This is a genomic window from Clostridium sp. 'White wine YQ' (assembly GCF_028728205.1).
In the GTDB taxonomy this organism is placed as follows: domain Bacteria; phylum Bacillota; class Clostridia; order Clostridiales; family Clostridiaceae; genus Clostridium_T.
On sequence record NZ_JAQYUU010000001.1, the window covers coordinates 1,586,085 to 1,612,297 of the forward strand.

Annotated in this window: 20 protein-coding genes; 3 read left to right on the forward strand and 17 right to left on the reverse strand. The window is 30.4% G+C overall.

Annotation, left to right across the window (positions count from 1 at the left end):
- Positions 1-81: 81 nt before the first annotated feature.
- The 4 genes from PTZ02_RS07955 to PTZ02_RS07970 all read right to left on the reverse strand — a co-directional run bounded on the left by PTZ02_RS07955 (position 82) and on the right by PTZ02_RS07970 (position 9,205).
- Positions 82-5,391 carry a S8 family peptidase gene (locus PTZ02_RS07955; RefSeq protein WP_274227254.1) on the reverse strand — a complete coding sequence of 1,770 codons (5,310 nt, stop codon included), beginning with the start codon at positions 5,389-5,391 and terminating at the stop codon, positions 82-84.
- A 70-nt stretch (positions 5,392-5,461) separates the two neighbouring features.
- Positions 5,462-7,240, reverse strand: a complete 1,779-nt coding sequence (locus PTZ02_RS07960; RefSeq protein WP_274227255.1) for a S8 family peptidase — start codon at positions 7,238-7,240, stop codon at positions 5,462-5,464.
- A gap of 227 nt (positions 7,241-7,467) precedes the next feature.
- Positions 7,468-8,268 carry a hypothetical protein gene (locus tag PTZ02_RS07965; RefSeq protein ID WP_274227256.1) on the reverse strand — a complete coding sequence of 267 codons (801 nt, stop codon included), beginning with the start codon at positions 8,266-8,268 and terminating at the stop codon, positions 7,468-7,470.
- A 16-nt stretch (positions 8,269-8,284) separates the two neighbouring features.
- Positions 8,285-9,205 carry a metallophosphoesterase family protein gene (locus tag PTZ02_RS07970; RefSeq protein ID WP_274227257.1) on the reverse strand — a complete coding sequence of 307 codons (921 nt, stop codon included), beginning with the start codon at positions 9,203-9,205 and terminating at the stop codon, positions 8,285-8,287.
- Positions 9,206-9,399: 194 nt separating this feature from the next.
- Between PTZ02_RS07970 and PTZ02_RS07975 the strand changes: the two genes are divergently transcribed.
- Entirely contained in the window at positions 9,400-9,879 is a 480-nt protein-coding gene (locus tag PTZ02_RS07975) for a GNAT family N-acetyltransferase (protein ID WP_274227258.1), read from the forward strand.
- Positions 9,880-9,927: 48 nt separating this feature from the next.
- On the opposite strand, the gene galU is transcribed toward PTZ02_RS07975, so the two are convergent.
- The 4 genes from galU to PTZ02_RS07995 form a co-directional block, all read right to left on the reverse strand.
- Positions 9,928-10,788: a UTP--glucose-1-phosphate uridylyltransferase GalU gene (gene galU / locus PTZ02_RS07980; protein WP_274227259.1), complete on the reverse strand. Its 861-nt coding sequence runs from the start codon at positions 10,786-10,788 to the stop codon at positions 9,928-9,930.
- A gap of 113 nt (positions 10,789-10,901) precedes the next feature.
- Positions 10,902-12,476 carry a [Fe-Fe] hydrogenase large subunit C-terminal domain-containing protein gene (locus PTZ02_RS07985; protein ID WP_274227260.1) on the reverse strand — a complete coding sequence of 525 codons (1,575 nt, stop codon included), beginning with the start codon at positions 12,474-12,476 and terminating at the stop codon, positions 10,902-10,904.
- A 132-nt stretch (positions 12,477-12,608) separates the two neighbouring features.
- Entirely contained in the window at positions 12,609-13,175 is a 567-nt protein-coding gene (locus PTZ02_RS07990) for a GNAT family N-acetyltransferase (RefSeq protein ID WP_274227261.1), read from the reverse strand.
- 100 nt (positions 13,176-13,275) lie between these two features.
- On the reverse strand, positions 13,276-14,391 hold the full coding sequence (locus tag PTZ02_RS07995; protein ID WP_274227262.1) for a DUF2935 domain-containing protein: 1,116 nt from the start codon (positions 14,389-14,391) through the stop codon (positions 13,276-13,278).
- Between the two features lie 164 nt (positions 14,392-14,555).
- Here PTZ02_RS07995 and PTZ02_RS08000 point away from each other — a divergent pair, with 164 nt between their 5' ends.
- A complete protein-coding gene (locus PTZ02_RS08000) occupies positions 14,556-15,203 on the forward strand; it encodes an MBL fold metallo-hydrolase (protein WP_274227263.1) in 648 nt (215 codons plus the stop codon).
- A gap of 37 nt (positions 15,204-15,240) precedes the next feature.
- On the opposite strand, the gene PTZ02_RS08005 is transcribed toward PTZ02_RS08000, so the two are convergent.
- The 8 genes from PTZ02_RS08005 to PTZ02_RS08040 form a co-directional block, all read right to left on the reverse strand.
- The gene (locus PTZ02_RS08005; RefSeq protein ID WP_274227264.1) at positions 15,241-16,110 is read right to left on the reverse strand and encodes a methionyl aminopeptidase; all 870 of its coding nucleotides are present in this window, start codon (positions 16,108-16,110) and stop codon (positions 15,241-15,243) included.
- Between the two features lie 150 nt (positions 16,111-16,260).
- A complete protein-coding gene (locus PTZ02_RS08010) occupies positions 16,261-16,938 on the reverse strand; it encodes an ABC transporter permease (RefSeq protein ID WP_274227265.1) in 678 nt (225 codons plus the stop codon).
- Complete coding sequence (locus tag PTZ02_RS08015; RefSeq protein WP_274227266.1) at positions 16,931-17,854, reverse strand: ABC transporter ATP-binding protein; 924 nt, start codon at positions 17,852-17,854, stop codon at positions 16,931-16,933. Before PTZ02_RS08015 ends, PTZ02_RS08010 begins: the two co-directional genes overlap by 8 nt.
- Positions 17,855-18,188: 334 nt before the next feature.
- Complete coding sequence (locus tag PTZ02_RS08020; RefSeq protein ID WP_274227267.1) at positions 18,189-19,124, reverse strand: sensor histidine kinase; 936 nt, start codon at positions 19,122-19,124, stop codon at positions 18,189-18,191.
- Between the two features lies 1 nt (position 19,125).
- Positions 19,126-19,824, reverse strand: coding sequence for a response regulator transcription factor (locus PTZ02_RS08025; protein WP_274227268.1), 699 nt, complete (start codon positions 19,822-19,824; stop codon positions 19,126-19,128).
- 37 nt (positions 19,825-19,861) lie between these two features.
- Positions 19,862-20,248: a hypothetical protein gene (locus PTZ02_RS08030; protein ID WP_274227269.1), complete on the reverse strand. Its 387-nt coding sequence runs from the start codon at positions 20,246-20,248 to the stop codon at positions 19,862-19,864.
- A 147-nt stretch (positions 20,249-20,395) separates the two neighbouring features.
- The gene (locus PTZ02_RS08035) at positions 20,396-22,276 is read right to left on the reverse strand and encodes an APC family permease (protein WP_274227270.1); all 1,881 of its coding nucleotides are present in this window, start codon (positions 22,274-22,276) and stop codon (positions 20,396-20,398) included.
- Between the two features lie 229 nt (positions 22,277-22,505).
- The gene (locus PTZ02_RS08040; RefSeq protein ID WP_274227271.1) at positions 22,506-23,300 is read right to left on the reverse strand and encodes a histidinol-phosphatase HisJ family protein; all 795 of its coding nucleotides are present in this window, start codon (positions 23,298-23,300) and stop codon (positions 22,506-22,508) included.
- A gap of 250 nt (positions 23,301-23,550) precedes the next feature.
- On the opposite strand from PTZ02_RS08040, the gene PTZ02_RS08045 reads away from it, so the two are divergent.
- The gene (locus tag PTZ02_RS08045) at positions 23,551-24,105 is read left to right on the forward strand and encodes an LptM family lipoprotein (protein ID WP_274227272.1); all 555 of its coding nucleotides are present in this window, start codon (positions 23,551-23,553) and stop codon (positions 24,103-24,105) included.
- Positions 24,106-24,160: 55 nt separating this feature from the next.
- Here PTZ02_RS08045 and PTZ02_RS08050 read toward each other — a convergent pair whose 3' ends face one another.
- Entirely contained in the window at positions 24,161-26,029 is a 1,869-nt protein-coding gene (locus tag PTZ02_RS08050) for an APC family permease (RefSeq protein ID WP_274227273.1), read from the reverse strand.
- Between the last annotated feature and the right edge of the window lie 184 nt (positions 26,030-26,213).

Sequence of the window (26,213 nt, forward strand, 5' to 3'; positions counted from 1 at the left end):
ATTATAAAATATTCAATTATACTTTCCTTAAATACATTTATTTTGCTTAATTACCTAAGTATATATCATATTTCTTATATCTTATCTTTTATATATATTCTCGGGTATCCTAATGAATAGATTTCCTATATAGAACTCACTATCTCTTTTTTTATTATTTCTCATTTCTAATAATCTGACATTATCAAATATACCCTTTAAATCAAGCATTCCATATCCCCAATTTGGATTAGGATATGTATCTTCCTCTCTTTTACTTGCCCCTCTTATTAAATAGGTTTTTACTTTTATTGCATACATAGTTGGATCATTTTTATTCACAATACCCCATTGAAATAATAATGCGCAACATCCTGCAGTGATTGCAGCTGCAACACTTGAGCCTGAAACTACCTGTGTAGTCCCACCAACCCCTGTTGTAGTCTGATTGATTCCTCCAGCGGCGATATCAGGTTTAATTGTATTTTTTCTTGTATATCCCTTACCTGAGTCTGGAACAATACTATTATTATTTTGATTATAATATGCAACAGTGATACTTTTGGTTGCAGTTCCTGGAACTGTTAGTGTGGTATTAAAATTGGGAGCCAGAAAAGCCGTTTCAGGGGCATTTAACTCTTTTTGGAGTAACCAAGCATCATATATGCCTACTGTAACCAAGTCCCCCATTAAGGTAAATTGCCATATCCCTTCAACTATATTCTTTGCATATACTATTATCTTCTCATTTCCAGTTATCTCTTCTGGAATTATATATTCAATTATCATTTCGGTTCTCTCATAAATAAAATTAATCGTAATCCTTTCTTTAATTTTAGGTACTATCCTTTTAATTTCTTCTCCAGTAGGTGAAGTTATACTTAAAGAAACTTTATCTGGCCTAACTACCCATATCTCAAATCTAATATCTTTTTGCCTTTTATCTATTTTTAATTCAAAAGTTGAAGTTTCTCCTGTATTTTTAATCTTCCCTGATACATGCGTAGAACTATTTCCTTGATTTCCTGCTGGAAACACAACTACAACACCATTATAATTCGATATTTCTTGTATATATCTTTCAATATAAGAATTCCCATCATGTGCTCCATTATTAGTCCCTAAAGGCACAAAAATTACTATTGGCTTATCATATTTCTTTGAGTAATTATATAAATATCGTACAGCTGTAAACAATGCAATACTTCTAAATGCTGGAACATTACCATATATACCATAAATACTTTTTCCTTCATCAGCTATAGGTTTTAATTTCACCATTAATAACTCACTTTCCGGAGCCACTCCTCTAAGCTCTGGATTAATACCTCTTGCAGAAATAATTCCTGCCATATTAGTTCCATGCCCTATATCATCCTTTGAAGGTACAATTAAATATGGATCTTGTCCATTTTTTTTTGCCTGAATCGCTTTATTTATATCTTCTCGGGTATATTCTACCCCTAAAATTAAATCAGAGGGCTCATCAGCATTTATATTTTGATCCCATATTGCTAATATTTTAGAAGTTCCGTCCTCATTTATAAATTCCTCATTTAAATAATCAATTCCAGTATCAACTATTCCAACAATTACTCCTTTTCCATCTAAATTAAAATATATATTGTTATTGAATACACTTGTGTTAGCAGAATCTTTTGGAGATATTTCTGATAAGGTAAAGGCAGCCAAGGAATCTGCATATACTATTTCTTTTGTTTCTTTTAAAATTATATCTATTTGGTTTATAGGAATTGTAATTGCTGCACGCTTTTCATCAATTATATACACAGCTGTATTAGGGTATTTACTCATGGCATTAACTATATCACCCTTATATTCTATTAATATCCCTCTATTATTAGGCTCTAAAAAATAGTTTATCTTTTTAGTTTTCTTGGATGTCATTTCTCTTTTTAAATCATTTTTTATTCCTCTTACATTTTCAAAGGTTCCGTTTAGATTTAACATTCCATATCCCCAATTGGAGTTTGGATAAGTATCGCCAGGTCTTTTTTTTGTTCCACTAATTAAATAAGTTTTTACCTTAGATGCATACATTGATGTGTCATTCCCGTCTACAATTCCCCACTGAAATATTAATGCAGCACATGCTGCTACTACTGCTGCTGCAACACTGGAGCCTGAAACATATTCTGCTCTTCCACTAACAGTCGTTGCTAGTTGCCTAATTCCCCCAGCTACAATATCTGGTTTAATCATATTATTTCTTGTATAACCTCTACCTGAATCAACTACTACTGAATTGTTGTTTTGATTATAATAACCTACGCTTATGGCCAAATCAGATGTTGAAGGTATTGTTAAAGTAGTATCGGGGCTTGGCTTAATAAATCTAGTATTAGGAGCAAGATAAGCCTTTTGAAGTATCCATGCATCATATCTTCCAACAACTATTAATTCTCCTACTAATTTAAATTGCCATATTCCTGCTTTCATTTCTCTGCCTATTATAGTTATCTTCTCTTCCCCAGTTATATCTTCTGGAATTAAATATTCCACTCTCATTTTTGTTTCTTCATACAAAAAAGCTATATCTGTTATTTCATTATTTTTTGGAGGTATTTTAGAAGTTATTTCTCCAGTTGGAGATGTTATTATAAGCGAGACTTTATCTGGGCTTGATATCCAAATTTCTATCCTAATATCTTTTTGTTTTTCCCCTACTATTAACTCAATTATTCCAACATCTCCTTTTTTCTTTAAATATCCTGAAGTATGTGTATTACTATTACCCTGGTTTCCTGTAGGCACTACTACTGCTATACCATTATAATTTGAAACTTCATCAATATACCTTTCTAATGGAGATTCTCCATTATGAGCTCCGTTATTACTTCCTAGTGGAGAATAAATAACTATTGGTTTGTTTGATTTTGAGGCAAATTGGTATAAATACCTGATAGCCAATAAAAAAGTAGTGCTTCTGTAACACACTGCATTTCCATAAACTCCATAATATTCTCTTACTGCACTAGATGCAGGTTTTAATTTTACAATTACGAGTTCAGAATTTGGTGCAACCCCTTGAATAGCTGGATTTACTCCTCTAGCAGAAATTATCCCAGCCATTTTTGTACCATGCCCTATTTCATCCTTTGATGGTACAATGGAATAAGGATCCTGTCCATTCTTCTTAGCTTGTATTGCCCTATCGATTACTTCTTTAGAATATACAGTTCCTTGAATCAAACCTGTTGCCTCTATGTCACCTTCAATACTTAAATCCCAAATTGACTGTATTTTTGTTTTCCCATCATCATTAATAAACTCTTCATTAAGATAATCTATACCTGTATCTATAATGCCTACCAAGACACCTGAACCATCTAATGGCAAATATTCATTTTCATGAAATAAAGGAGCTTCTGATGCGTCTATAGGTGAAATATCACTTAATTCGTATATTGATCCTGAATCAAAAGCTACAATCTCTGGAGTATTTTTCACTACATCAATAGAGATATTAAAAGGAGTTGAAATAATTGCTCTATTGTCATCAATTATATATACTGCCGTATTAGGATATCTTTTCTCAACACTACGTATATCACCCTTATATTCAATAATATAATTACGGTTATTCTCTTCTAAAAAATAATTAGGCTTTGTATTTGATGTACTCTCTCTTTTTTTTTCTTGAAGTCCTCTTATATTGCTAAAAACTTGTTTCATATCAATGGCTCCATATCCCCATAATGGATTAGGATATACATCTCCTGCTCGCTTCATAGTCCCACTAATTAAGTAACTTTTAACCATGGTTGAATATAAGCCTTTTTCATTTCCTTTAATGATACCCCACTCAAGTATTAATGCTACACAACCAGCAACCACTGCACCTGCTACACTTGAGCCAGAAATCATTTTCACTCCACCATCATTTGATGTGGTTAATGCATTTATTCCCCCAGCCACTATATCAGGCTTTATACTATCATCTACTGTATAACCTCTACCTGAACTTTCTTCTAATGTATTAAAACTTTGGCCATAAAAACCCACTGATATGGCATCTTTTGCAGTGGAAGGAGTAGTTAGAGTTATATAAGGATCCGGTCTTAAAAACCTTGTTTCTGGTGCCAACAATTCTTTTTGAGATAGCCACGCATTAAACTTTCCTGTAGAAACTATATCCCCTAATAACTTAAAGCTCCAAATACCTCGCTTTATATTTCTAGCTACTATTACTATTTTTTCATCTCCACTTATCTCTTCTGGTATAGAAAATTTAACATACATTTTTGTTTTCTCAAATATAAAATTAATTTCACTAGTTTCATTTATTTTGGGAGAGATTCTCTCAATTATTTCCCCAGATGGAGAGAGGATTGATAATCCATATTTATCTGGTTTACTTATCCATATTTCAAATCTAAGATTTTTTTGTTTCTCATCGACATAAAGCTCTATAGTACTTGTATCTCCCTGTTTGAGAATTTCTCCACTTGTATGAGTATCTCCTGAACCTTGATTTCCTGTAGGAATTACAACAGTCATCCCCCTTACTTTAGATATCTCTTCTATATATCTTTCTGATGTAGAGATACCAATATGACCTGACATATTTGTTCCAAAAGGTAAGAAAACAACCATTGGCTTTCCCGTTTTAAATTTCATTTTAAAAAGGTAATTCATCCCTAGTATTATAGATGAAAAAGAAAATGCAGGTTCATTTCCATATATACAAAATTTATCTTTTGTTCTCTCATCAATAGTTGCTAATTTCACTATAGCAAACTCACATCTTGGTGCTACACCCTTTAATTGGAGATTAACTCCTTTAGCTCCAATGATCCCTGCCATATTAGTACCATGACCTATTTCATCCTTTGATGGAACTATTTCATAAGGATTTTTCCCTTCTCTTTCTGCTAAAATAGCCCTATTTATATCCTCTCTTGAAAATTCACTCCCTATAGGTTGATTTTCAATTAATTTTCCACTACTATTTGTTTGGTCAAAAATTGCCACTACCCTACTTGTTCCATCATCATTGATAAACTCTTTATTTATATAATCTATTCCTGTATCTAAGATTCCTACAATTACATCTGCACCATCAAGGTTTAAATCTTCTTTACTATATAGGACCCCTACTCCTGATGCATCTATTGGAGTAATGTCACACAAGGTATGTATTCCACCTGGACTAACATAAATCACTTGTTCACCCAGCTCTTTAATAATTTCGTCCACATCTCTTCCTATTCCTATTATAATTGCTCTATTTTTATCTATTATTGCTACTTTAGCTCCTTTGATTTTGCTTATGGAACTTTCAATATCACCATCATATTCGATATAACTGTATTCAACTTCATCATCTTTTCTATTCATATGCAAGTTTTTAACTGTCTGAATAGTCCCTTCATTTACTTGCTTTGACATCCCTAGCGAATCTCCTTTTACTTTCTAATAATAATCACCAGTATAAAAACTATCTTATTTTTATTTCTTATTAGTTAATTTTAGGTAACCTAATAAATAAGCTCCCAATATAATATCCATCTTCTGAATCTTCATCTAGGCTTCTTAATGTATCGAATACACCCTTAATATTTAACATTCCATAACCCCATTCAGCATTTGGAAATGCTTCTCCTTTCGTTTTAGCGGCTCCCCTTATTAGATAAGTTCTTACCTTTGCTGAATACAATGCTTTATCATATCCAAGAACTTCTCCCCACTCTAGTATTAACGCTATACAACCAGCTGTAACTGCTGATGAAACGCTAGTTCCACTAACTATTTGAGTTCCTCCCCCTACTGCAGTAGTTAATACATTTACTCCGCCTGCTGCAATATCAGGTTTTATCCTTCCGTCTCTTGTATATCCTCTGCTTGATTCTTTAACAATAGTATTATTGTTTTGATTATAAGAGGCAACTGAAATAGCTCCTCTCGCAGCTGCAGGAGTCATTAACGTTAAGTATGGATCACTTTTTAAAAACTTTGTATCTGGAGCAATTAATTCTCTTTGCATTAAATAAACATCATATCTACCAGTTATTATTACTTCTCCTGTAAGTCTAAAAATCCAAATACCTTCCTTTATATTATGTGCATTAATTATAATTCTTTCCTCTCCGGTAACTTGTTCTGGAATATAATGTCCTACATTTAATATAGTGTTTTCATATAAGAATTTAAGCTCTGTGATTTTATTACTTTGCGGCATTACTCTTTCTACCTTTTCTCCAGTAGGTGAAATAATCGAAAGTGTTAATTTATCGGGTCTGCTAATCCATATTTCGAATCTCATATTTTTTTGATTCGGATCTATTTTTAATTCTACGTCTGCTGTATCTCCAACTTTTTTAATAATGCCTGAGGTGTGCGTATCTCCATCCCCTTGGTTTCCCATTGGTACAACAACAGTTACCCCTTTTACTCTTGAAATTTCACTCACGTATCTTTCAATAAACGATTGTCCATTTCTTGGGCCGGCATTACCTCCTAATGGTAATAAAATTACGATAGGGGTTTCTAATTTACCAGCTAATGTATATAAATATTTTAAACCTAAAAATAATGCTACAGTTGAATATACTTGAGATTTTCCATATACCCCAAACTCTTCTACTAACTTTTTCTCAGCTGGAATAAGTTTTACTATCGCAAAGCTACAACCCGGTGCTGCGCCTTTTAATTCTTTATTTTTTCCTCTAGCTCCAACTATTCCTGCCATTGCAGTTCCATGCCCAACTTCATCCTTTGACGGCATTACTTTATAAGGATCTCTTCCACGTATTTTTTCTTCAATTGCTCTATTTATATCATCTCTAGTAAATTCGCTTCCAATTGGTTGACCCTCTACATATTTACCTTCAAAAATTGTTTGGTCGAATATTGAAATAATCCTTGTTGTATTGTCATCATTTATAAATTCTTCATTTAAATAATCTATTCCTGTATCAATTATCCCGACAATTACCCCTTTCCCGTCTAACTGTAAAAAGGGATTGTTATGAAATAAATCAACTTGAGATGCTTCAATTGGAGAGATATCGCATAAAGTATACAATCCATTAGGATTTACATACACTATCAGATCGTATAGTTTATTAATAACGTCATCTAAATCTCCAATTACCGCAAGTATTGCCCTAGTATCGTCTACAATAAAAATTCTTACATTACTCATATTTTTCACAGGTGTTTCTATATCGCCCTGATATTCTATTATGGTGTATGCAGCTTTTTCCCATGGAAAACTACTATCAAATAATTGAGCCATTCAATACAAACTACCTCCAAAAAATACTTCTTTTATATAAAATATTCAAGCCATAAATTTTTAAAACTACATTATGAAAAGAATGGAAAATAGTTCATATAAAAAATCGTCAAGGCGATATTGTAATTCAAACTTATAAAGTTATCCACGTACTTAAAATATTATAAATTCCTAAAGAGTAAAAAGTCTGTTTAATCCATGAGTATGCTCAAAGATTAAACAGACTTCTATATTTTTATACTCCTTGCAAATAAACTAATTACATAAGTAATTATTGAAAGAATTACTGCTACTAACAGAACTCCAGTTAATAGGATATTATATCTAATAATATTTATTTCAGAAATATATTTTGATAATCCAAAAATGTTTAATATTAGTAAAATAGCAAAGATAATAGTTAATCCCCTTGATGCCCCTTTTATATCAGCTGAACTTAATGATATATGAGACGATATGCATATTGAAATAAAGAGGAAGATATAAAAATAAGGGTTTTTAAAATTCTCTAAAGAAAATATATTTTTAAATAATCCAATATACGAATTTATAATTCCTTCTACTATAGATTTATTTAAGGTTGTAACTTTAAGTCCGCTCTCTAATATTCCAATTAGTTTATTATAGGACTTAGGTATAACAAAATGCATTAATGCAACTATTGAAAAAACCCCACCAAATATTGGTGCAATACCAATGAAAAAATTTCCAATCTGCTGATAAATACTATTTTTACTATAACTATGATTTACATATCCCATCACCCCATTAACATCAGGCTTTTGAAGTAATTTTATACTATTTATCCTATGCCTAAAAAATACTGCTAAGATTGCATGACTTAATTCATGAATTGGAACTCCAATAAACCCAGTAATCATTAATGCTTTACTACCAAAGCTTCTTTGAAAATTTCTCAAGGTACTATTTCTCAACACACCTAGCAAAAATCCAATCAAGATCACTGTTCCAGTTAAATAAAATGTTTCTAATATCGTTTTAATAATTATTTCTATAAAAATATTCATCCTATGTAATCACCTTTCAATCATATAATTTTCTTAGTTCATTATCTCCTTCTCTTCTTAACCAAGTTTTAATATCAGTTGGATTTGCTTCATTAACTAATACCACTCTTGCCCCACGAGGAATTTTCGAATCTCCATACCCTCCATAGCCTGTGTACCCTGCATACCCTAGTAAAATCCCCTTATACTTCACCACAAAATTATTGAAATGATCATGTCCTACAAATACACCTACTACGTCTTTTGTGTTAATGAGAACTCTAAAAAGACCTCCACATATGTTTATTAAAGGTGAATCTATTGAATCTAATTTTTCTCCTTTAGGTTTCCCACGCCTCCATGCCTTTTTATATTCTGGAAGTGGTATATGAAAATACATTAAGGAAGGTATTATTTTATTATATCTTTGCTTTAACCCAAAAGTAATTTTTCTATACCATAAAGCTTGAGTTAGTTTTATCCAATTATATCCTCCCACAAAAAAAGGAGCATACTTACCAGAGTCAAGAAAATAGAGGTTTAAAACAGGTTTTTTATTTTTACTTCCTTCTACAAGAAGATTATAGTTTCCTATCCTATCAAAAGTTTTATAACCAACTTGGCTAATATTGTAATCAAAACTCATATAAAACTTCATCATCTCTTCTTTTGACATAACACCATGTTCATCATCATGATTTCCAAAAACTATAGCCCAAGGTATCTTTCTATTCTCCATTGGTGATGCTATATGAGAAATTGCCGTCTTAACATCTTCAATTGTTTTGCATTTACCATCTATATTATCTCCTGTTAAAATAACTAGATTAGGTCTTTCATAATCTAGTATCTTCCTCATTACACCAATTCCTTCATCCATCTCTGGTCCTTCATGAATATCAGTAAATTGAACTATTTTAAACTTGCCTTTGGTGTCAAACTTAAGCACAAAATCCATATAAAATCCCCTTTATAATTAATAGTATATTATATGAATATGTTTTTTAACTGCTTATTAAAATACACTATAACATAATTAATCAATATTAATGTTTCAATAAAGTTAAAATATATGTTAATCATGTTTACTATAGTAATACATAATGCTATAATTTCTTAATATATTGCAGCTAGAAGGAGGATAAGATTAATATGAATAATGATATAAAGCTTAGTTTTTTTAAAGAAATATACAAAAATGATTTATTTAAATTTTATCTTCCAGAAGATATAGTGATATTTACTTCTCTCCCTAAAAAGATTTTAGCTTCACCTATATTAGACGAAAACAAAAAACCGGTTGTCATCTTACTAAATGAAATACCAATTGGATTTTTTGGATTACACTTAGGAGATGAAGTTCTTGAATATAAAAATAACCCTAAAGCCATACTTCTTCGCTACTTTTCTATAAATTACCCTTATCAAGGAAAAGGATATGCTAAAAAAGCTTTAAGACTTTTACCAAGTTTTATAAGTAATAACTTTAAGGAAATAAATGAAATAGTACTTGGAGTTAATGAAAGAAATATATCCGCTCAAAAATTATATGAGAAATCTAATTTCAAAGATACTGGATTAAGAAGAATGGGCCCTGTTGGTCTACAATATATATTAAGCTTAGAATTATAAATTCCAATAAAAAAGCCCTTAGAAATATTATTCTAGGGCTTAATTGTATTACTGAAGTGTTTTAAAATATGCAAGTAAGTTTTCTTTTAAGTCTTCTCTTTTTAATGCATAATCAATATTTGCTTGTAAAAATCCAAATTTATCACCAACATCATATCGTCGTCCTTCAAAGCAGTACGAATATACTGCTTCTGTATTAGATAATTCTTTTAGTGCATCTGTTAATTGTATTTCTCCACCTTTTCCTGGTTTTGTATTTTCAAGAATTTCAAATATGTTAGGGGTTATTATATATCTTCCTAGGATGGCTATATTTGTAGGGGCTTCTTCAACCTTAGGCTTCTCAATCATATTCTTAACTTTATAAACACGGTCCTCAACCTTTAAACCATCTATAATTCCATACTTACACACATCTTCCCTATTAACTGGTTGTACTCCAAGTATAGTAGTTTTGTACTCATTATAGCAATCAATTAATTGCTTTAAACAAGGGACTGTACTATCTACTATATCATCTCCAAGCATTACAGCAAATGGTTCATTACCTACAAAGGTTCTAGCTCTGCCTATAGCATGCCCCAATCCTTTAGGTTCTTTTTGACGTATATAATGTATGTCAACCATATTAGAAATTTTCTTTACTAACTCCAGCAGTTCTTCTTTATGATTATTTTCAAGTTCATCCTCAAGTTCAACTGATTTATCAAAATGATCTTCAATAGCTCTTTTATTTCTACCTGTAATTATTAAAATTTCTTCTATTCCGGAAGCAACAGCTTCTTCAACAATATATTGAATTGTAGGCTTATCTACTATGGGAAGCATTTCTTTAGGTTGGGCCTTTGTTGCTGGTAAAAACCTTGTTCCGAGTCCAGCTGCTGGAATTACTGCTTTTCTCACTTTCATAATATACACTCCTTTTATTAATTATAAATTAATATATAAATAAATATTAATTTACCCATGTGTTATTATAATGTGACAATTGTGTAATTTTTATGTGAAATAAGCTAAATTAGTTAACTCTTTCTTTTATTTCTTCTTTTTTCATTTTCTAGTATAGAGGATCTATCTACATGTTCTGTATACAGTAAACTTTTAGCTTTATCCTCACCTGGTTTACCAATATAATTTCTATATAGCTCTTGCATAGTATTATTTTCATCAGAAATTCTAATACTAGATTTTTTATCAATGTCTTTTAGCACATCTGCTCTTAATTTTATATAATCTTCAGTCAAAAGCTTATCATTTGCACTATCAAAATACATCATATTTATTGCCCCTGCTCTACAAATTTTACTACAAAGCGAACATCCAACACACTTATCAGGCAAGCTTGCTGCACTTCCATTGGGTTTATGATATATGGCTCCTGTAGGACAATTTAAAATACAGGTATTACATCTTATACATAGATTTTCATTTATATTTGATTTTTTCTTAATCTTCCTTGTGCCACCACCATTCACACATCCACCTGGGCATCCCATAACCTCAATAAGTATATATTCTTTCCATTTTGAACTGCTTATGAATTTATCCATATCTTTTAATCCATTTAATACCGCTACTTTTTCTTGACTCGTTCCAATTGTGACCATAGCTTCAAAAACATTTTCATATCCATTAACCGGAGTAAATTCTATGTCATCAATCTTTACGTTTTCTCCATTTAAGTACTTTTGAGCAACTCTAAGTATAGAATTTGTAATTCCTCCTGCTATTCCTGTTAATGCTGCAGCTCCAGTATGTTCTTCCATAAAAGTATCTGGTTTTTCATCAGGTATTGCAGTAATATTTATTCCTCGTTCTCTTAATAGCTCCGCATATTCTCTTATAGTTAATACTACATCTATATCTTTATAATCATCTCTTCCCATATTAGCCCTAGAAGCCTCATATTTAGCACAAGTGCATGTGCTTATAGCAACAACAAAAATATTGTCTGGCAAAACATTATAGCTCTCTGCAAAATATGTTTTTATTAATGTTCCCATCATTTGTTCAGGTGTTTTAGTTGGCAAAATATAATCAATTATTTCAGGATGAAAAATTTCCGCATAATTTATCCATGCTGGACAGCAGGAAGTAAATACTGGGAGTTTTTCCTTGCTTGATAATCTCTTAATTAATTCATTTCCTACCTCTTGGGAGATCATATCTGCACAAAATGCTGAATCAAAGACTCTTTGGAAACCTATTTTTTTTGCTGAAGCTGATATCTTCCCATAAGTATCAGTTCCAATAGGAAGATTGAATTCTTCTCCTAATGTAGCTCTTACTGCAGGAGTTGCTGTTGCTACTAGATATTTGCCACTCATTAAAGCTTCATTTACTAAATTGATATCATTTCTTGCATTTATTGAGGAGGTTGGACATGTTAATGTACATTGACCACAAAATATGCATGCTGAAGCTTCAAAGTTATCATTTTTAGGCTCAACAGTTTTTCTTACCCCTATTATAGATCTTAATACTGAAATCCCTGTAGTCCTTGCACATGTAAATGCACATGCTGTACATCCAATACATTTTCTTTTATCGATATTTATAATTTCTTCTTGCCTAGTAGCCCTTTTTGACTTTCCCATATTATCACTCCGTATTTTTTATATATTTATAGTTACTTTTTATATTCCTTCATTATTACTTATATAAAAAAATAAAAAGATCCCCTCAAATTTATATGAGCTGATCTTTTTTTATGAAGTGCTATATATTAATTACTTAATCCATTCACATTTAAGCATAGAATAAATAAGCTGATTATATCTAGCATCATTAATCCAATAATGTTCTCTTAATACTCCATCTAATTTGAATTCAAATTTTTCCAGTAGTTTTATTGACGCTATATTATTTGAAGACGTTGTAGCATAAACTTTATTTAAGTTAAGCTCATCTTGTTCCCAAATAGTTTTTAATAAATCTCTAAGCAGTATTTTTCCTAACCCTTTCCCTCTATAAACCTTTGGAAGATAATAGCCAAATTCTGCACTATGATTTCTTTCATTAAAATCAAATAGTGATATTTTACCTAAAGGGCTATTTGTTTTTTCCTCTACTAGCACATATACTTTTATTTTCCCTTCTGAAATTCTATTTATTGTACTTTTTAAATACTCCTCTAAGGATTTATATTCTATTATTGGCCTACAAGTAAAATTCTCAAGTTCCTTCTCATTTATGTTCCAATTGTACAAGGTTTCAATATGTTCATAATTTAAGGGAATAAGTTTATACTTATTGTTAATTAATGATTGGATACCTTCCCTTTGAGATCTATCCATAGGTATACTCCCTTTCTTTTTCTATACATTATACCATATCTTGTAATATAAATTAAAATTCCTCCTTGACCATAAAGTCTTTAGGAGGAATATTATATAATTACTGTTTATATTTATCTAATAATCTTAAGTAGTGATTTGCCTCGCGCAAAACGTGATCTGAAAGCAATGGAAGTATCAATGATTTGATTTTACATTCTAGTATACCTTGAGTTCCTTGCGCTTTAAAATCTCTTAATTCAGTAGTTGCCTCTATACTCTCATTGGTAACATCATCTAGTGGCATTACATTATCCATGGCATCTTTTGCAGCTTTAGTAAGCTCTTCAAATTCATCTGCGAATTCATTTGCTTTTTTTATGAGATCGTCTTCTGATGGATCAAGTAATCCTCTAATAAACTTTGCATGTTCTTCCATTAGATGATTCCATGTTGATTCTTCTTCATATGCTTCCTGTTCAAGGTCAACGTCTTGTCTACTTTGTAACTTCTGAATCATTTTATAGTAATTTTGAGCTTCATGTATTAAATGTTGCAACATAGTTGGATAAATATTTGTAGTAACCATTTTACAAGCCTTTATATTGCCTAAAACATCCGCCTTAAATCCTGCGAATTCTTCTAATAAATCTAATGCTGTTTGATTAAGTATAAAAACTCTGCGCTCTTGTGCAGCGCCACCCATATTAATATCCTGATTTTGCCCCATTTCCATTCCTGGCTGCATCATTTTATTTTGCTGCATCTCCATTCCTGGCTGCATTTCTGTATTTTGTTCCCCCATTTCTCCCTGTTGCATGGTCATATCTGGTTGCATCATGCTATGTTGCATCATATTTTGATTTAGCATACCACTTGATTGATTATAATTAGCTGATTTTAATATGTCTGCTCTCTGACCTAATTCAATTTGAGTAAGCTCAGTTGCAATATCCACACCAGTAAAATATTGAGTAGCCATTTCAGCTTTTAATGTAAATGGTGTTACTAACTCTCCTGATTTCATGACTTCTGGCCTTATTACTCCGCTAGACATTCTAAGTACTTCACTGAATAATTTATCAAATCTTCTTCTAAACATATCTGCATGTTTCATATACTCTACATCTTTTGGAGTAAAGCTTAATTGTAGAAACAATGCATGTTCTTTCATAATCCTTCCGAAAAAAAGATGTAATTCCAGCGACTGATTTATAAACTTGGAACTAGATATCATATTTGTCCCCTCTTAATTTAATAATTAATCATTGATTCTATTATATGGTTGTATTCAATACTTGTTACAGAATTTTTCTTTCATACATACATACATTATTAAAATTGACTTTGTTCTTAATAATGTTATACTGATGATAATTAATTAACTAAGGGGGTTTTAATATGGAAGTAATAAAAGTTTTAGATGACCTTTATAAGTTTAACCACTCAATTCCTAATGTTCCTATTAATTTTAATCAGTTTCTATTTCTAGGAAGTAAGCCGTTATTAATCCATACAGGAAATCATAAGATGGCAAAAGAACTAGTTCCTAAACTGAAAGAAATATTAGGTGAGAAAAAACTTAGTTATATTTTTGTATCTCATTTTGAAGGTGATGAATGTGGTGGTATTGATCTGATACTTGAGGAATATCCTGAAGCTCATACAATTTGTTCAAAAACAACCTCAATGCAATTTAACGGTTTTGGATTTAATTATGACTTACAAATTGAAAATCCTGGAGATACATTAGAGGAAGAAATATATTCACTTAAATTTATATCATATCCTTCTGAGATGCACTTATGGGAAGGGCTTATTGCCTTTGATACTAAACGCAATATTCTTTTTAGTAGTGACTTAATTATAAATTTTGATAATATTAATGAACAAATAATTGATTCAACTTTAGAAATGGAAATAGACTCAATTACTGACAGGCAAATTCCTTCCCCAAAGGCACTTGAAATTATAAAACATGTATTATCTGAGCTTCCTATAAAATACATAGCTTCTGGTCATGGTCCATTTATAAAACTACATAATTAAATAAAAAAAACAGAAGCAACTGCTTCTGTTTTTTTATTTACTTTGATATTATTTCTGTACCATCTTCAGTTATTAAAATTGTATGTTCCCATTGAGCTGAAAGTGAACCATCTTTTGTATGTGCTGTCCATTCATTTTTAGGATCCACATATAATCTATAGTCTCCTTCATTTATCATTGGTTCAATAGTTATAACCATACCTGGTACTAAAACCATCCCTGTACCCTTTTTACCATAATGAGGTACAAATGGTTCTTCTTGAAACTTAATTCCTACTCCATGTCCTCCAAAATCTCTAACAACGGAGTACCCATTTTTTTCTGCATGTTCTTGTATTGCTGCTCCTATATCTCCTAAGAATCCCCATGGCTTTACTGCCTCAATACCTTTCTCCAAGCACTCTTTACATACACTAACTAATTTTTCAGCATTTTCGCTTACTTCTCCAATTTTAAACATTCTTGAAGCATCTGAAAAATAACCCTCAAAAATTGTAGATACGTCTACATTAATAATATCTCCATTTTTAAGTATTATATCTTCACTTGGTATTCCATGACATACCTCATCATTAATTGAAGTACAAATACTCTTTGGATAACCATAGTAATTAAGATCAGCTGGTATAGCACCTTGAGATATAGTATAATCATAAACTAATTTATCTAAGTCCTCTGTACTCATACCTTCTTTTATATTACTGCTCACTAAGTCTAGTATTGCATTATTTATTTTAGCACTTCTTCTAATACCTTCAATTTGTTCTTTGTTTTTGATAATTTCTCTTGGTGGAATAATATGTCCATGATTCTTTAATTGTTGTAATCTTTCGTCAAATTCCATGTGACACTTTTTATATTTAAGTTCACTTCCACACCAACATTTATCATTTCTGCCTACGTCCATCTTATCCTCTCCTTGTCATTATATATAATTAAGTTGCTATAAATCTTTTATTTTTGAATCCTTAATCTTATAATACTCCTATTATACTATATTTGCATCTATGAAAATTTTCTTATAAGAAAAGGAAGTTCAAAATGAACTTCCTATAGTTTATACAATATCTACACTATCTATATTTCTTATTGATATATAAGTTCCAACTACACCTAGAATTGCAAATATGATTGGAATTAATATAATTGAACTTAACGGTGAACTACTACCGTTGCTTAAAATACTTGTAACTATTACGCTTGTAATAATAGTTGAGCCAGTAGTTCTTCTCCTCATTCCTACAAATACCGGAATCAAGCTTACAAATGCAAATATAAATGAATAAAGCACACTATTTATTAAAGTTTTTGATATCATATCACTGGTTAAAGTATCTTGTAATATATGAGTAAATGAATTAATTATATATATACTAACATTTAAGAAAATATTTGATGCTAGCATTGCAACAAATGCAAATATTAATACTATTAATATTTTTGAAAGCATAATTTTCATTCTATTAATAGGGTACATAAACATAAGATTTATAGTTTTATTATTATATTCTCCAACTACTAATTTCGCTATGATACTTGCTGCAAATATTAAGAAAACTGCTCTTACTGTTAATCCAGTTAGTTCAAATACGAGGCTGTAACTTGAAAATTCCTTAGAATCTTGAGAAACAAACACCGTCATAACTATAGCTGCTAACATAATCAGGTTAGCTATTACTGCTCCCTTTACCCCTATTCTAAACTTTTTTAGCTCTAACTTCATTAATTTAAGCACTTAAATCCCCTCCATTTAAAAGTTTTAAGAAATGATCTTCTAAAGAAGTATTTTTCTTGTTTATAGCATCTATTTCTATCCCACTTAATATCAATGCCTTAGATATACTATTTTGCGATACCTTTAAATCATATACTCTTATCAATGAATTATTGATCACCTTGATATTAGAAATATTAAGCTCACTTTCAAGTATATAAGCTGCTTTAGTACAATCTTTAGTGACTATTTCTACGTATTCAGTATTATCATCCCTTATACTTTCCATAGAAATTTCTTCTATTAATCTTCCATGGTTTATCACTCCAATTGTATCTGCAATTTGTTCTATTTCACTTAATATATGACTTGATACTAAAATAGTCATTCCATATTCCTTGTTTAGCATTTTAAAAAGATTTCTAATCTCCTTAATTCCAATTGGATCAAGTCCATTTATTGGCTCATCCAATATTAGTAGTTCTGGTTTGTTTATAATAGCTCTTGCAATCCCAAGTCTTTGCTTCATTCCTAATGAATATTCCTTGACCATTTTGCTATCTATATCCTTTAATCCTACTAAATCTAACGCCTTATCGACAGCTCCTTTATCATAGTAACCCATATATTCGCAATGTAATTCTAAATTTTCTCTTCCTGAAAGTTTGTCATAAAATACTGGGTATTCTATAATGGTTCCTATCTTCTTTAATATTTCAAAGGAATTATTCATTAACTTCTCGCCAAATATCTCTATCTCACCACTTGTAGGCTTCACAAGATTAGTAATCATTTTCATAATAGTTGTTTTACCTGCTCCATTTGGCCCTAAGAAACCATATATTTCACCTTTTTTAATATTCATATTTACATTTGTAACAACACTTTTATCCTTAAAGGATTTTGTTAAATTTGTAGTTCTCAATATATAACTCATATTCTTGCTCCTCTCATTACTTATCTTCTATAATTCTATTCTAGTTTCTGGACTTCTCTTTTTTATTAATCAAATCTTACAAAATCCTTAAGTTGAATTAATGGAATAAAATCTCATACACGCGCGGCCTGTTTAGCGTTCCTTCGATTTTTTCCATTAATTCTGTAAATATAAGAAGCGAAACCCTCATCCATGCGCGGTATGTTTAGCATTACTTCGGGTTTCCCCCTGAATTCTGTAACCTTATAAGTTAAAATCTCATCTATTCACCGTTTGTTATCATAATATTAGAAAAACAAGATGCGTTATATTGAACACCTTGTTTTTTTAATTACTAGTATGTTATTCTTTTTAGCTTTACTGTAAAGATGGTTTTCAAATTAGGTTTACTTTTAAGATAAATTTCTCCACCTAATTTCTCAACTAATCTTTTAGTTATTGTAAGTCCTAATCCACTACCTTGGAATAGTTTATTTCTTGAATCTTCAAGTGTATACATTCTCTCAAAGACATTCTCTATTTGATTTTCATCTATCCCTTTTCCTTTATCTATAACTTCAATATATGAGTATTCATCATCGAATCGAAGATTAAATTCTAAGTAGTTCCCATCCATTCCGTATCTAATTGCATTTGATATAAGATTATTTACAATTCTATCTAGCGCCTCATCATTTCCTTGTGAGTAAATAATTTCTTCAGGAATATTTATATTTACCTCTATACCTTTATTATTTAATATATCGTAGAAATCCAATATATTTTTCCTGCATATTTCATTCATGTTAACTCTAGTAATTGGAATATCTTTATCTCCTGATTCAAGCTTTGCTAAATCAAAAAACTTGTTCATTAAATCTATAACTTCCAAAGTTTTATTATGAACCTTAGAAAGCAATTCTTCTCTTTCTTCAATTTCCATGTTATTATCAAGGCTTATAGTTTCTATATACCCTAGAACAACAGTTAAAGGTGTTTTTAAATCATGCGAAATATTTGAAAGCATTTTTCTCATAGATATTTCTTTTTTTCTATAATCCGCAAGTACCTTTTGACTATAATCTAACAGATTATTTATTTCTAATAATAATCCTTTTATTCTCTCATCATCTTTTACAACTAAAATTTTCTCAATCTTACCTTTGCTCGTTAACTCTTGCAGCTTATCTTCAATATACTTCAAATTTTTGTTTCTCTCTCTTTTGGACAAGTGCTGAAATATAATTACTCCACTGAGTATGCCTATTATTACAAGTAAAAAAATAATCATATTAATTTCCCTCCAACTTGTACCCTATTCCCCACAAAGTCTTTATATATTTTGGCTTTGATGGATCATCTTCTATTTTTTCTCTAAGCCTTCTCATATGAACATTAATAACATTCTCATCTCCAAAATAGTCATCATTCCAAACGAAACTGTATATTTGTGCTTTTGTAAAAACTCTATTTGGATTTTTAATGAATAATTTAAGTATCTCAAATTCCTTTGATGTTAACTGAATAGACTCTCCATTTTTAGTTACTAGAAAATTTTCAAAATTTATTGTAAGCTCTCCAAGCTTTGCTATATTGTCCTCTTCTTTATTTGTGGTAGACGAATATTTTGTTGCTCTTCTGATGGAAGCTTTAATTCTAGCTGAAATCTCAATCATTGAAAAAGGCTTTGCTATATAATCATCAGCCCCTAGACCTAACCCAATTGCTTTATCTACATCTGTATCTTTTGCTGACATTATTAAAATTGGTACAGAACTCTTTTCTCTTATGATTTTCATAGTTTCCATTCCGTCTAATTTGGGCATCATTAAATCCAAAACAACTAAATCATAATTTTCTTTTAAGAATTTGGTTATTCCCTCTTCCCCATCATAAGCAGTATCTATATTAAAACCCTCTTTAGTCAAATAATTCTTAACCATATCACTAATGGATCTATCATCTTCAATAATTAATATTTTATTATTCATATCTCACCATACCCCGCTTTATATTTAAAGTTTTAGTTTAGTATTTTTTAGTAAATGCTAAATCAAAAAAATATATACCAAGTGCTAATGAAATTGATATTGAGAAAGATCTCAAAATATCAAATTTTTCTGGTCTAAAAAAATAATCAATAATACAGGATGTCCCACCAAAAATCGCAGCCATCAATATAAATTTTATAAACCTTTTTTTTATTTCTCTTAATTTTAAATTCCTTATATTCATTAATGTTTTTATTATTAAATAGAAAACCATAACAAATAAATAAACTATATATCCTATTACAATTATAATTGCACTTTTACTCTCTATGTTTTTACTTATTACCACAATAGTAGCTACTGACCATATAATAAATACAATATACATTAATTTAATAATATTTTCTGATTTTATATTTTTCAAGTTTTGCCCTCCTAATCAAGTATAAAAGTTATGATTTTTTAACTTATGTAAATTGTACCATATAATTACTTATTTTTAGATATATTTATTTACTCTTATAATAAAATAAGAGCCCTGCATATACTGCAAGGCTCTCTACATAATATATTAATTGTCGTTATCTAACTCACAAACATCATCATCTGATAAATGATATGGACAGGTAGAAACATTTATTTTTTTCTTTCTTAGTAGTGTCTCTCTTAAGAAGAAACCAGTATGGTTATGAAGTACTCCTCCCCACCATTCATGGGTTTCAAACTCAGGCAATATTACTGTAATTTTTTCATTATCTGTTGTTGCATCTGCAATTTGATTTATATACTGTATTAAAGGTGTAACTACTGCTCTATATGGAGAATACTTCGCTACTAAAATTATATCTGTATCCAATAAAGCCCATCTAGCCTTCAATTTTTCTAAAGCCACTTTATCTGTAGATATATTTATAGCTATTACATTAGGACTTATACTTTGAGCATATTGAAGAGCCGTTAATGTTGCTTTATTTAAACTTGCAAGTGGCACAATAACTATATGCTCGAATTTCACTTTTAGATCAAAGTTTTTAAGCGAATCATTGTTTAATCTTAATCTACATGCAACACGGTCATAGTGATTATGTATGCTAATCATAACATATACAACTATAGGTAATGCTAAAATAATTATCCAAGCTCCTAAGAAGAATTTAACACATACTATAACACCTGTAGTAACTAAGGTTATAAAAGCTCCAAAACCATTTATAACTGCACGAGAACGCCAACCGGCTTCCTTACTCTTCATCCAATGAATAACCATTCCAGACTGTGCTAATGTAAATGATAAAAATACTCCAACTGAATATAATGGAATTAATAAATGAACATCAGCTTTAAATGCTACAACTAGGAAACAAGCTACAAATGAAAGTGAAATGATTCCAGCTGAAAAACTTAATCTCTTACCTTTAACTGTAAATTGTCTTGGGGCATATCCGTCCTTACCTACAACGTACATTAGCATTGGAAATCCAGTAAATGCAGTATTACAAGCCATAAGTAAGATTATAGCTGTACTAAATTGTATAACATAAAACATTGGTCCATAATTAAATACACCATATGCTAATTGAGCTATTACAGTAGGTCCACCATCTTTAGGTATAACTTCGTAAAATCTTGCTAGTATTGAGCTTCCACCAAATATAAATAAAATTAATCCGGTAAGCAATACCATTACAATCTTAGCATTTTTTTGAGCTGGCTCTTTAAAGTTTGGTACTGAATTACTTACCGCTTCTAATCCAGTAAGTGCAGAACATCCTGAAGCAAAAGCCTTCATAATTAAGAATACACTTAGGCTTCCCATTCCTTTAGCAGACTCAGGATCTATAACTAATTGATGCGGCTCTATATGTAAAACAAAATATTTAAATAATCCGTATAAAATCATAAATATCATACTTACAATAAATATATAGGTAGGTATACTAAACACCCTTGAAGATTCACTAATTCCTCTTAAGTTCATGATAGTTAAAACTATAATTAATGAAATTACAATTAAAACTTTATGTTCACTTAATCCAGAAAATGCCGAAGTTATTGCAGCAACACTGGCACTGGCACTAACAGCTACTGTAAGTATATAGTCAATTAGTAGTGCAGCTCCAGCAATTAATGCGGCTTTTGAGCCTAAATTTTCCTTAGCAACTATATATGCTCCCCCTCCATGAGGATAAGCTCTAATAATTTGTATATAAGATATAGTCAAAATTAATAGTAGCCCAACTATCATAAAGGAAGTCCAAGTTAGCCAGCTATATGCCATAGCTCCAATAATTGGCACCAAAACCAATAAAATTTCTTCTGCTGCATATGCAACTGATGAAACAGCATCACTTGCCATTATAGCAAGACCAAAAGGAACATTATACTTTTCCTGAGCACCCTGTTCATTGGCTAAGGGTTCCCCTATAAGTATGTTCATAAACTTTTCAAGCATTTTATAATACCCCCATAAGTACTAGATATTTTTCATTAAAAATTTGTTTTAAATTTAGTTTTATAAAAAATTTATGCATCATATATTGTATTCCTAAATAAATCAAACTACATTTTAGCACAAATAATTATAAATTGAAGTACTTGTTCACATTTTTATCAAAAATTTAAAGTTTATTCATAAATGATACAATAAATATATAAAACATATTTTATCTAGTTTAAAATTGTTATAGGGTTTCAAAATAGCACTTTCTTTTGTCATATCTAGAAATATACTTAAAACCACTTTCCTTTAAAAAATCATAAGCTATGCTAATTCCTTCTCCAACTCTCTCAAAGCTATGCGCATCAGATCCAACAGTAATTATTTTTCCACCTAATTCTCTATACCTTCTTACTATTTCTGATTTTGGCATATATTCTTTTCTGTTCTTTAAAATAGAAGTATTTATTTCTATTCCCTTTCCCCTCTCGATCACTCTTTTTAGTATACAATCAATTAAATCTTCATAATTTTTATATTCATATCTTCCATACTTATTCCATGCATATCTTTGCACTAAGTCTAAATGTCCTAGCACATCATATTCACTCTTATCGGCTACCTCATATAACTCTTTAAAGTAGTCTTCATACACCTTTTTTATATCGTACATTTCTAAATAGCCAATTATTCCAATATCGTCAATCCTATGTAGAGATCCTATTATAAAATCTATATCTTTATCTTTTATATATTCCCCTACTTCTTTTATATACCTGTGACCTTCTCCAACCTCTAATCCGATCTTAATTGATAATTCTGAAGATTCTTGTCCATTATATTTGTTTACTTCTTCTATATAGTTATTATATTTTAAGTAATCATAGCTACTATCATTTTCATTCATACTTATATGCTCTGTTAAACATATCTCACTTAATAAACTTTCCTTGGCTTTATTAAATATATTTTCAATTGCTTCTTTAGAATCTGGGGAAAAGCTTGAATGCACGTGATAATCTCCAAAGTATTTTTTCATTCTTTTTTCTCCTTCTTATGTTTATTTATGTTATCCATATTTTTATTATAAATCTATTTTAGTTATTGTTAAAGTTTGTCATTCCTCATGTATAAGGATATTCATCTAATTTGCTTATACTATATTTGTTTTTCTAATGAAGCATAAGTAATAATATACTCTTCCTAACAATATATTGAGAATGAAAGACCGTTAATTTTATATCAAAATACTTATTACATAAATCAAATTAAATGAAGGGGAGATATTAATGAAAAAATTTTTAGGAATTGTTCTTACTTTAGGAATTGTTGCTTCACTTGCAGGTTGTGGAAATAAAGCTGCGACCACCACCCCAGCTAAGGTAGACACAAGCAACATAAAAATGGGAAGAGTTGAGTATGCAGCGCATGGAACAAAATGTTTCACAGTTGCAGTGGTAGCTGTATCTGGAGATACAATAGTTGGTGCATCTATTGATGACTATCAATTTATGGGAAAAGACGTTGCAAAAGGAGTTCCTAATTCTGATAAGGACTTTGGGCTTCAAGGTTATAAAGATCCTAACATGGTTTTAGCTTCAAAGAAAGCTAATGCAAAATACTATAGTGACTTAATGAAAGAAGAAGCTAAAGCTACAAAACCACTTGATGAATCTTATGCTGCTATAGAAAAATATGTAACTGGAAAAACTGTTTCTGATTTAGAAAAAACCCTAAAAGATAATGATAATAAGAAAATGGTAGATGCAGTAAGCGGAGCTACTCTTCAAGATACAAAAGGATATGTTACTGCACTTGTTGAAGCTGCAAAGGCTGCGAAATAAAAAATTTAAGGACTATAGTATATTGTTAAGTTCAAATATACTATAGTCCTTTTTCTTAATTAATTTCTCTTTCGCATACATCCTCATCTGATAAATGATATGGGAATGTAGAAACAGCAATATTTTTATTCCTTAATAATGTTTCTCTAATAAAGAAGCTTGTATGATTATGTAAAACTTCTCCAAAACGTTCATGAGTAACAAACTCCGGAACAATTACTGTTATTCTTTCATTATCAGCAGCCGCATCTACAATCTGTTCTATATTTTTTAATAGCGGTGTTACTACTGCTCTAAACGGAGAATATTTCGATACAAGTAGAATATCAGTATCTAATTCACTCCATCTTTGTTTCAGTCTTTCCATAGCTTCTTTATCAGTGGAAATATTTATAGCAATAACATTATCACTTATACTCTGCGCATATTGTAATGCTCCTATAGTTGCTTTATTTAAGCTTGCAATTGGAACTATTATAATATGTGTATATTTCACCTTTAAATCAACTTTCTTTAGGTTTAATTGACTTATACTTAAACGACAGGCAACTCTGTCATAGTGTGCTTTAATTTTTAATTGGACTAATATTATAATTGGAATTAGGATTGCAACAATAAAAGCTCCTTCACTGAACTTCTCTACTAATATTATAATTGTTGTTAAGAAGGTAACTAAAGCTCCGAATCCATTTATACATGCACGTTTTACCCATCCAGCACTTTTTTCTTTTCTCCAATGATTTACCATACCATATTGACCTAATGTAAATGATATAAATACACCAATAGCATACAATGGTATTAGTCTATGAGTATCTGCTTTAAATATAATTACTAATAGGCACGCTATAAAAGACAATGCTCCAATTCCAAAAGAAAAACTAAGTCTTTTACCTCTTATAGTAAATTGTCTAGGAGCAAAGCCATCTTTACCTACTATATACATAAGCATTGGAAATCCAGTAAAGGCAGTATTGCATGCCATAAGTAGAATTACTGCTGTACTAAATTGTATTACATAATACATAAATCCATTATGAAATATAGCGGATGCTATCTGTGATACTACTGTAGGACCATTTGTAATTGGTACAGCTGTATAAAATATAGTAAGTACTGAAGTACCTCCAAATATAAAGAATATTAAACCAGCAAGCAAAATCATTACAGTCTTAGCACTTTTCTGGCTTGGTTCTTTAAAATTTGGTACTGAATTACTTACAGCCTCTACTCCAGTTAAAGCAGAACATCCTGAAGAAAATGCTCTTAATATAAGAAACAAAGTTAAATTTTCTGTAGCCTGTCCAGGAATAGAGTACATTGGTTCTGGATGGATATTTAATACAAAATACTTAAATAATCCATAAACAATCATAAAAATCATACTGAAAATGAAAATATAAGTTGGTATTGCGAATATTTTTGATGATTCACTGATACCTCTTAAATTTAATATAGTTAGTACTATAATTATGCTTACAACAAATAGTACTTTATACTCTGATAGACTACTAAAGGCAGAAATTATAGCATCAGCACCTGCACTTGCACTAACTGCAACTGTAAGTATATAACTAATTATAAGTCCTGCTCCTGCAGATAACCCAGCTTTAGTCCCTATATTTTCTGTTGCAACCTTGTAAGCTCCTCCCCCTTGAGGATACGCCCTAATAATTTGAATATATGAAATTGTTAATATAACTAACAATCCTATAATCATAAAGGATGTCCATGTCAACCACTGATAAGCTGAAGCACCTAAGACAATTAAAACAAATAGTATTTCTTGTGCCCCGTACGCTACTGAAGAAATAGCATCACTTGCCATAATTGCTAATCCAAAAGGAATGTTATACTTTTCACTACTTCCTTGCTCATTAGCTAAAGGCTCTCCTATCAGTAGATTCATAAATTTTTCAAGCATATTGTTATACCCCCGTTAGTATTGAATAATTTTCTTTAAATTAAATGTTAATAATTTAAAGTTTACGAATTGTTCATTTATGTTTGAAAAGACCTAGACATAATTCTATCACATTTTCTTTGAAAATCATCTAAATTTTTTCTTAATTTATTAAGTTTTGATTAATAATTGAATAAATTAAGGA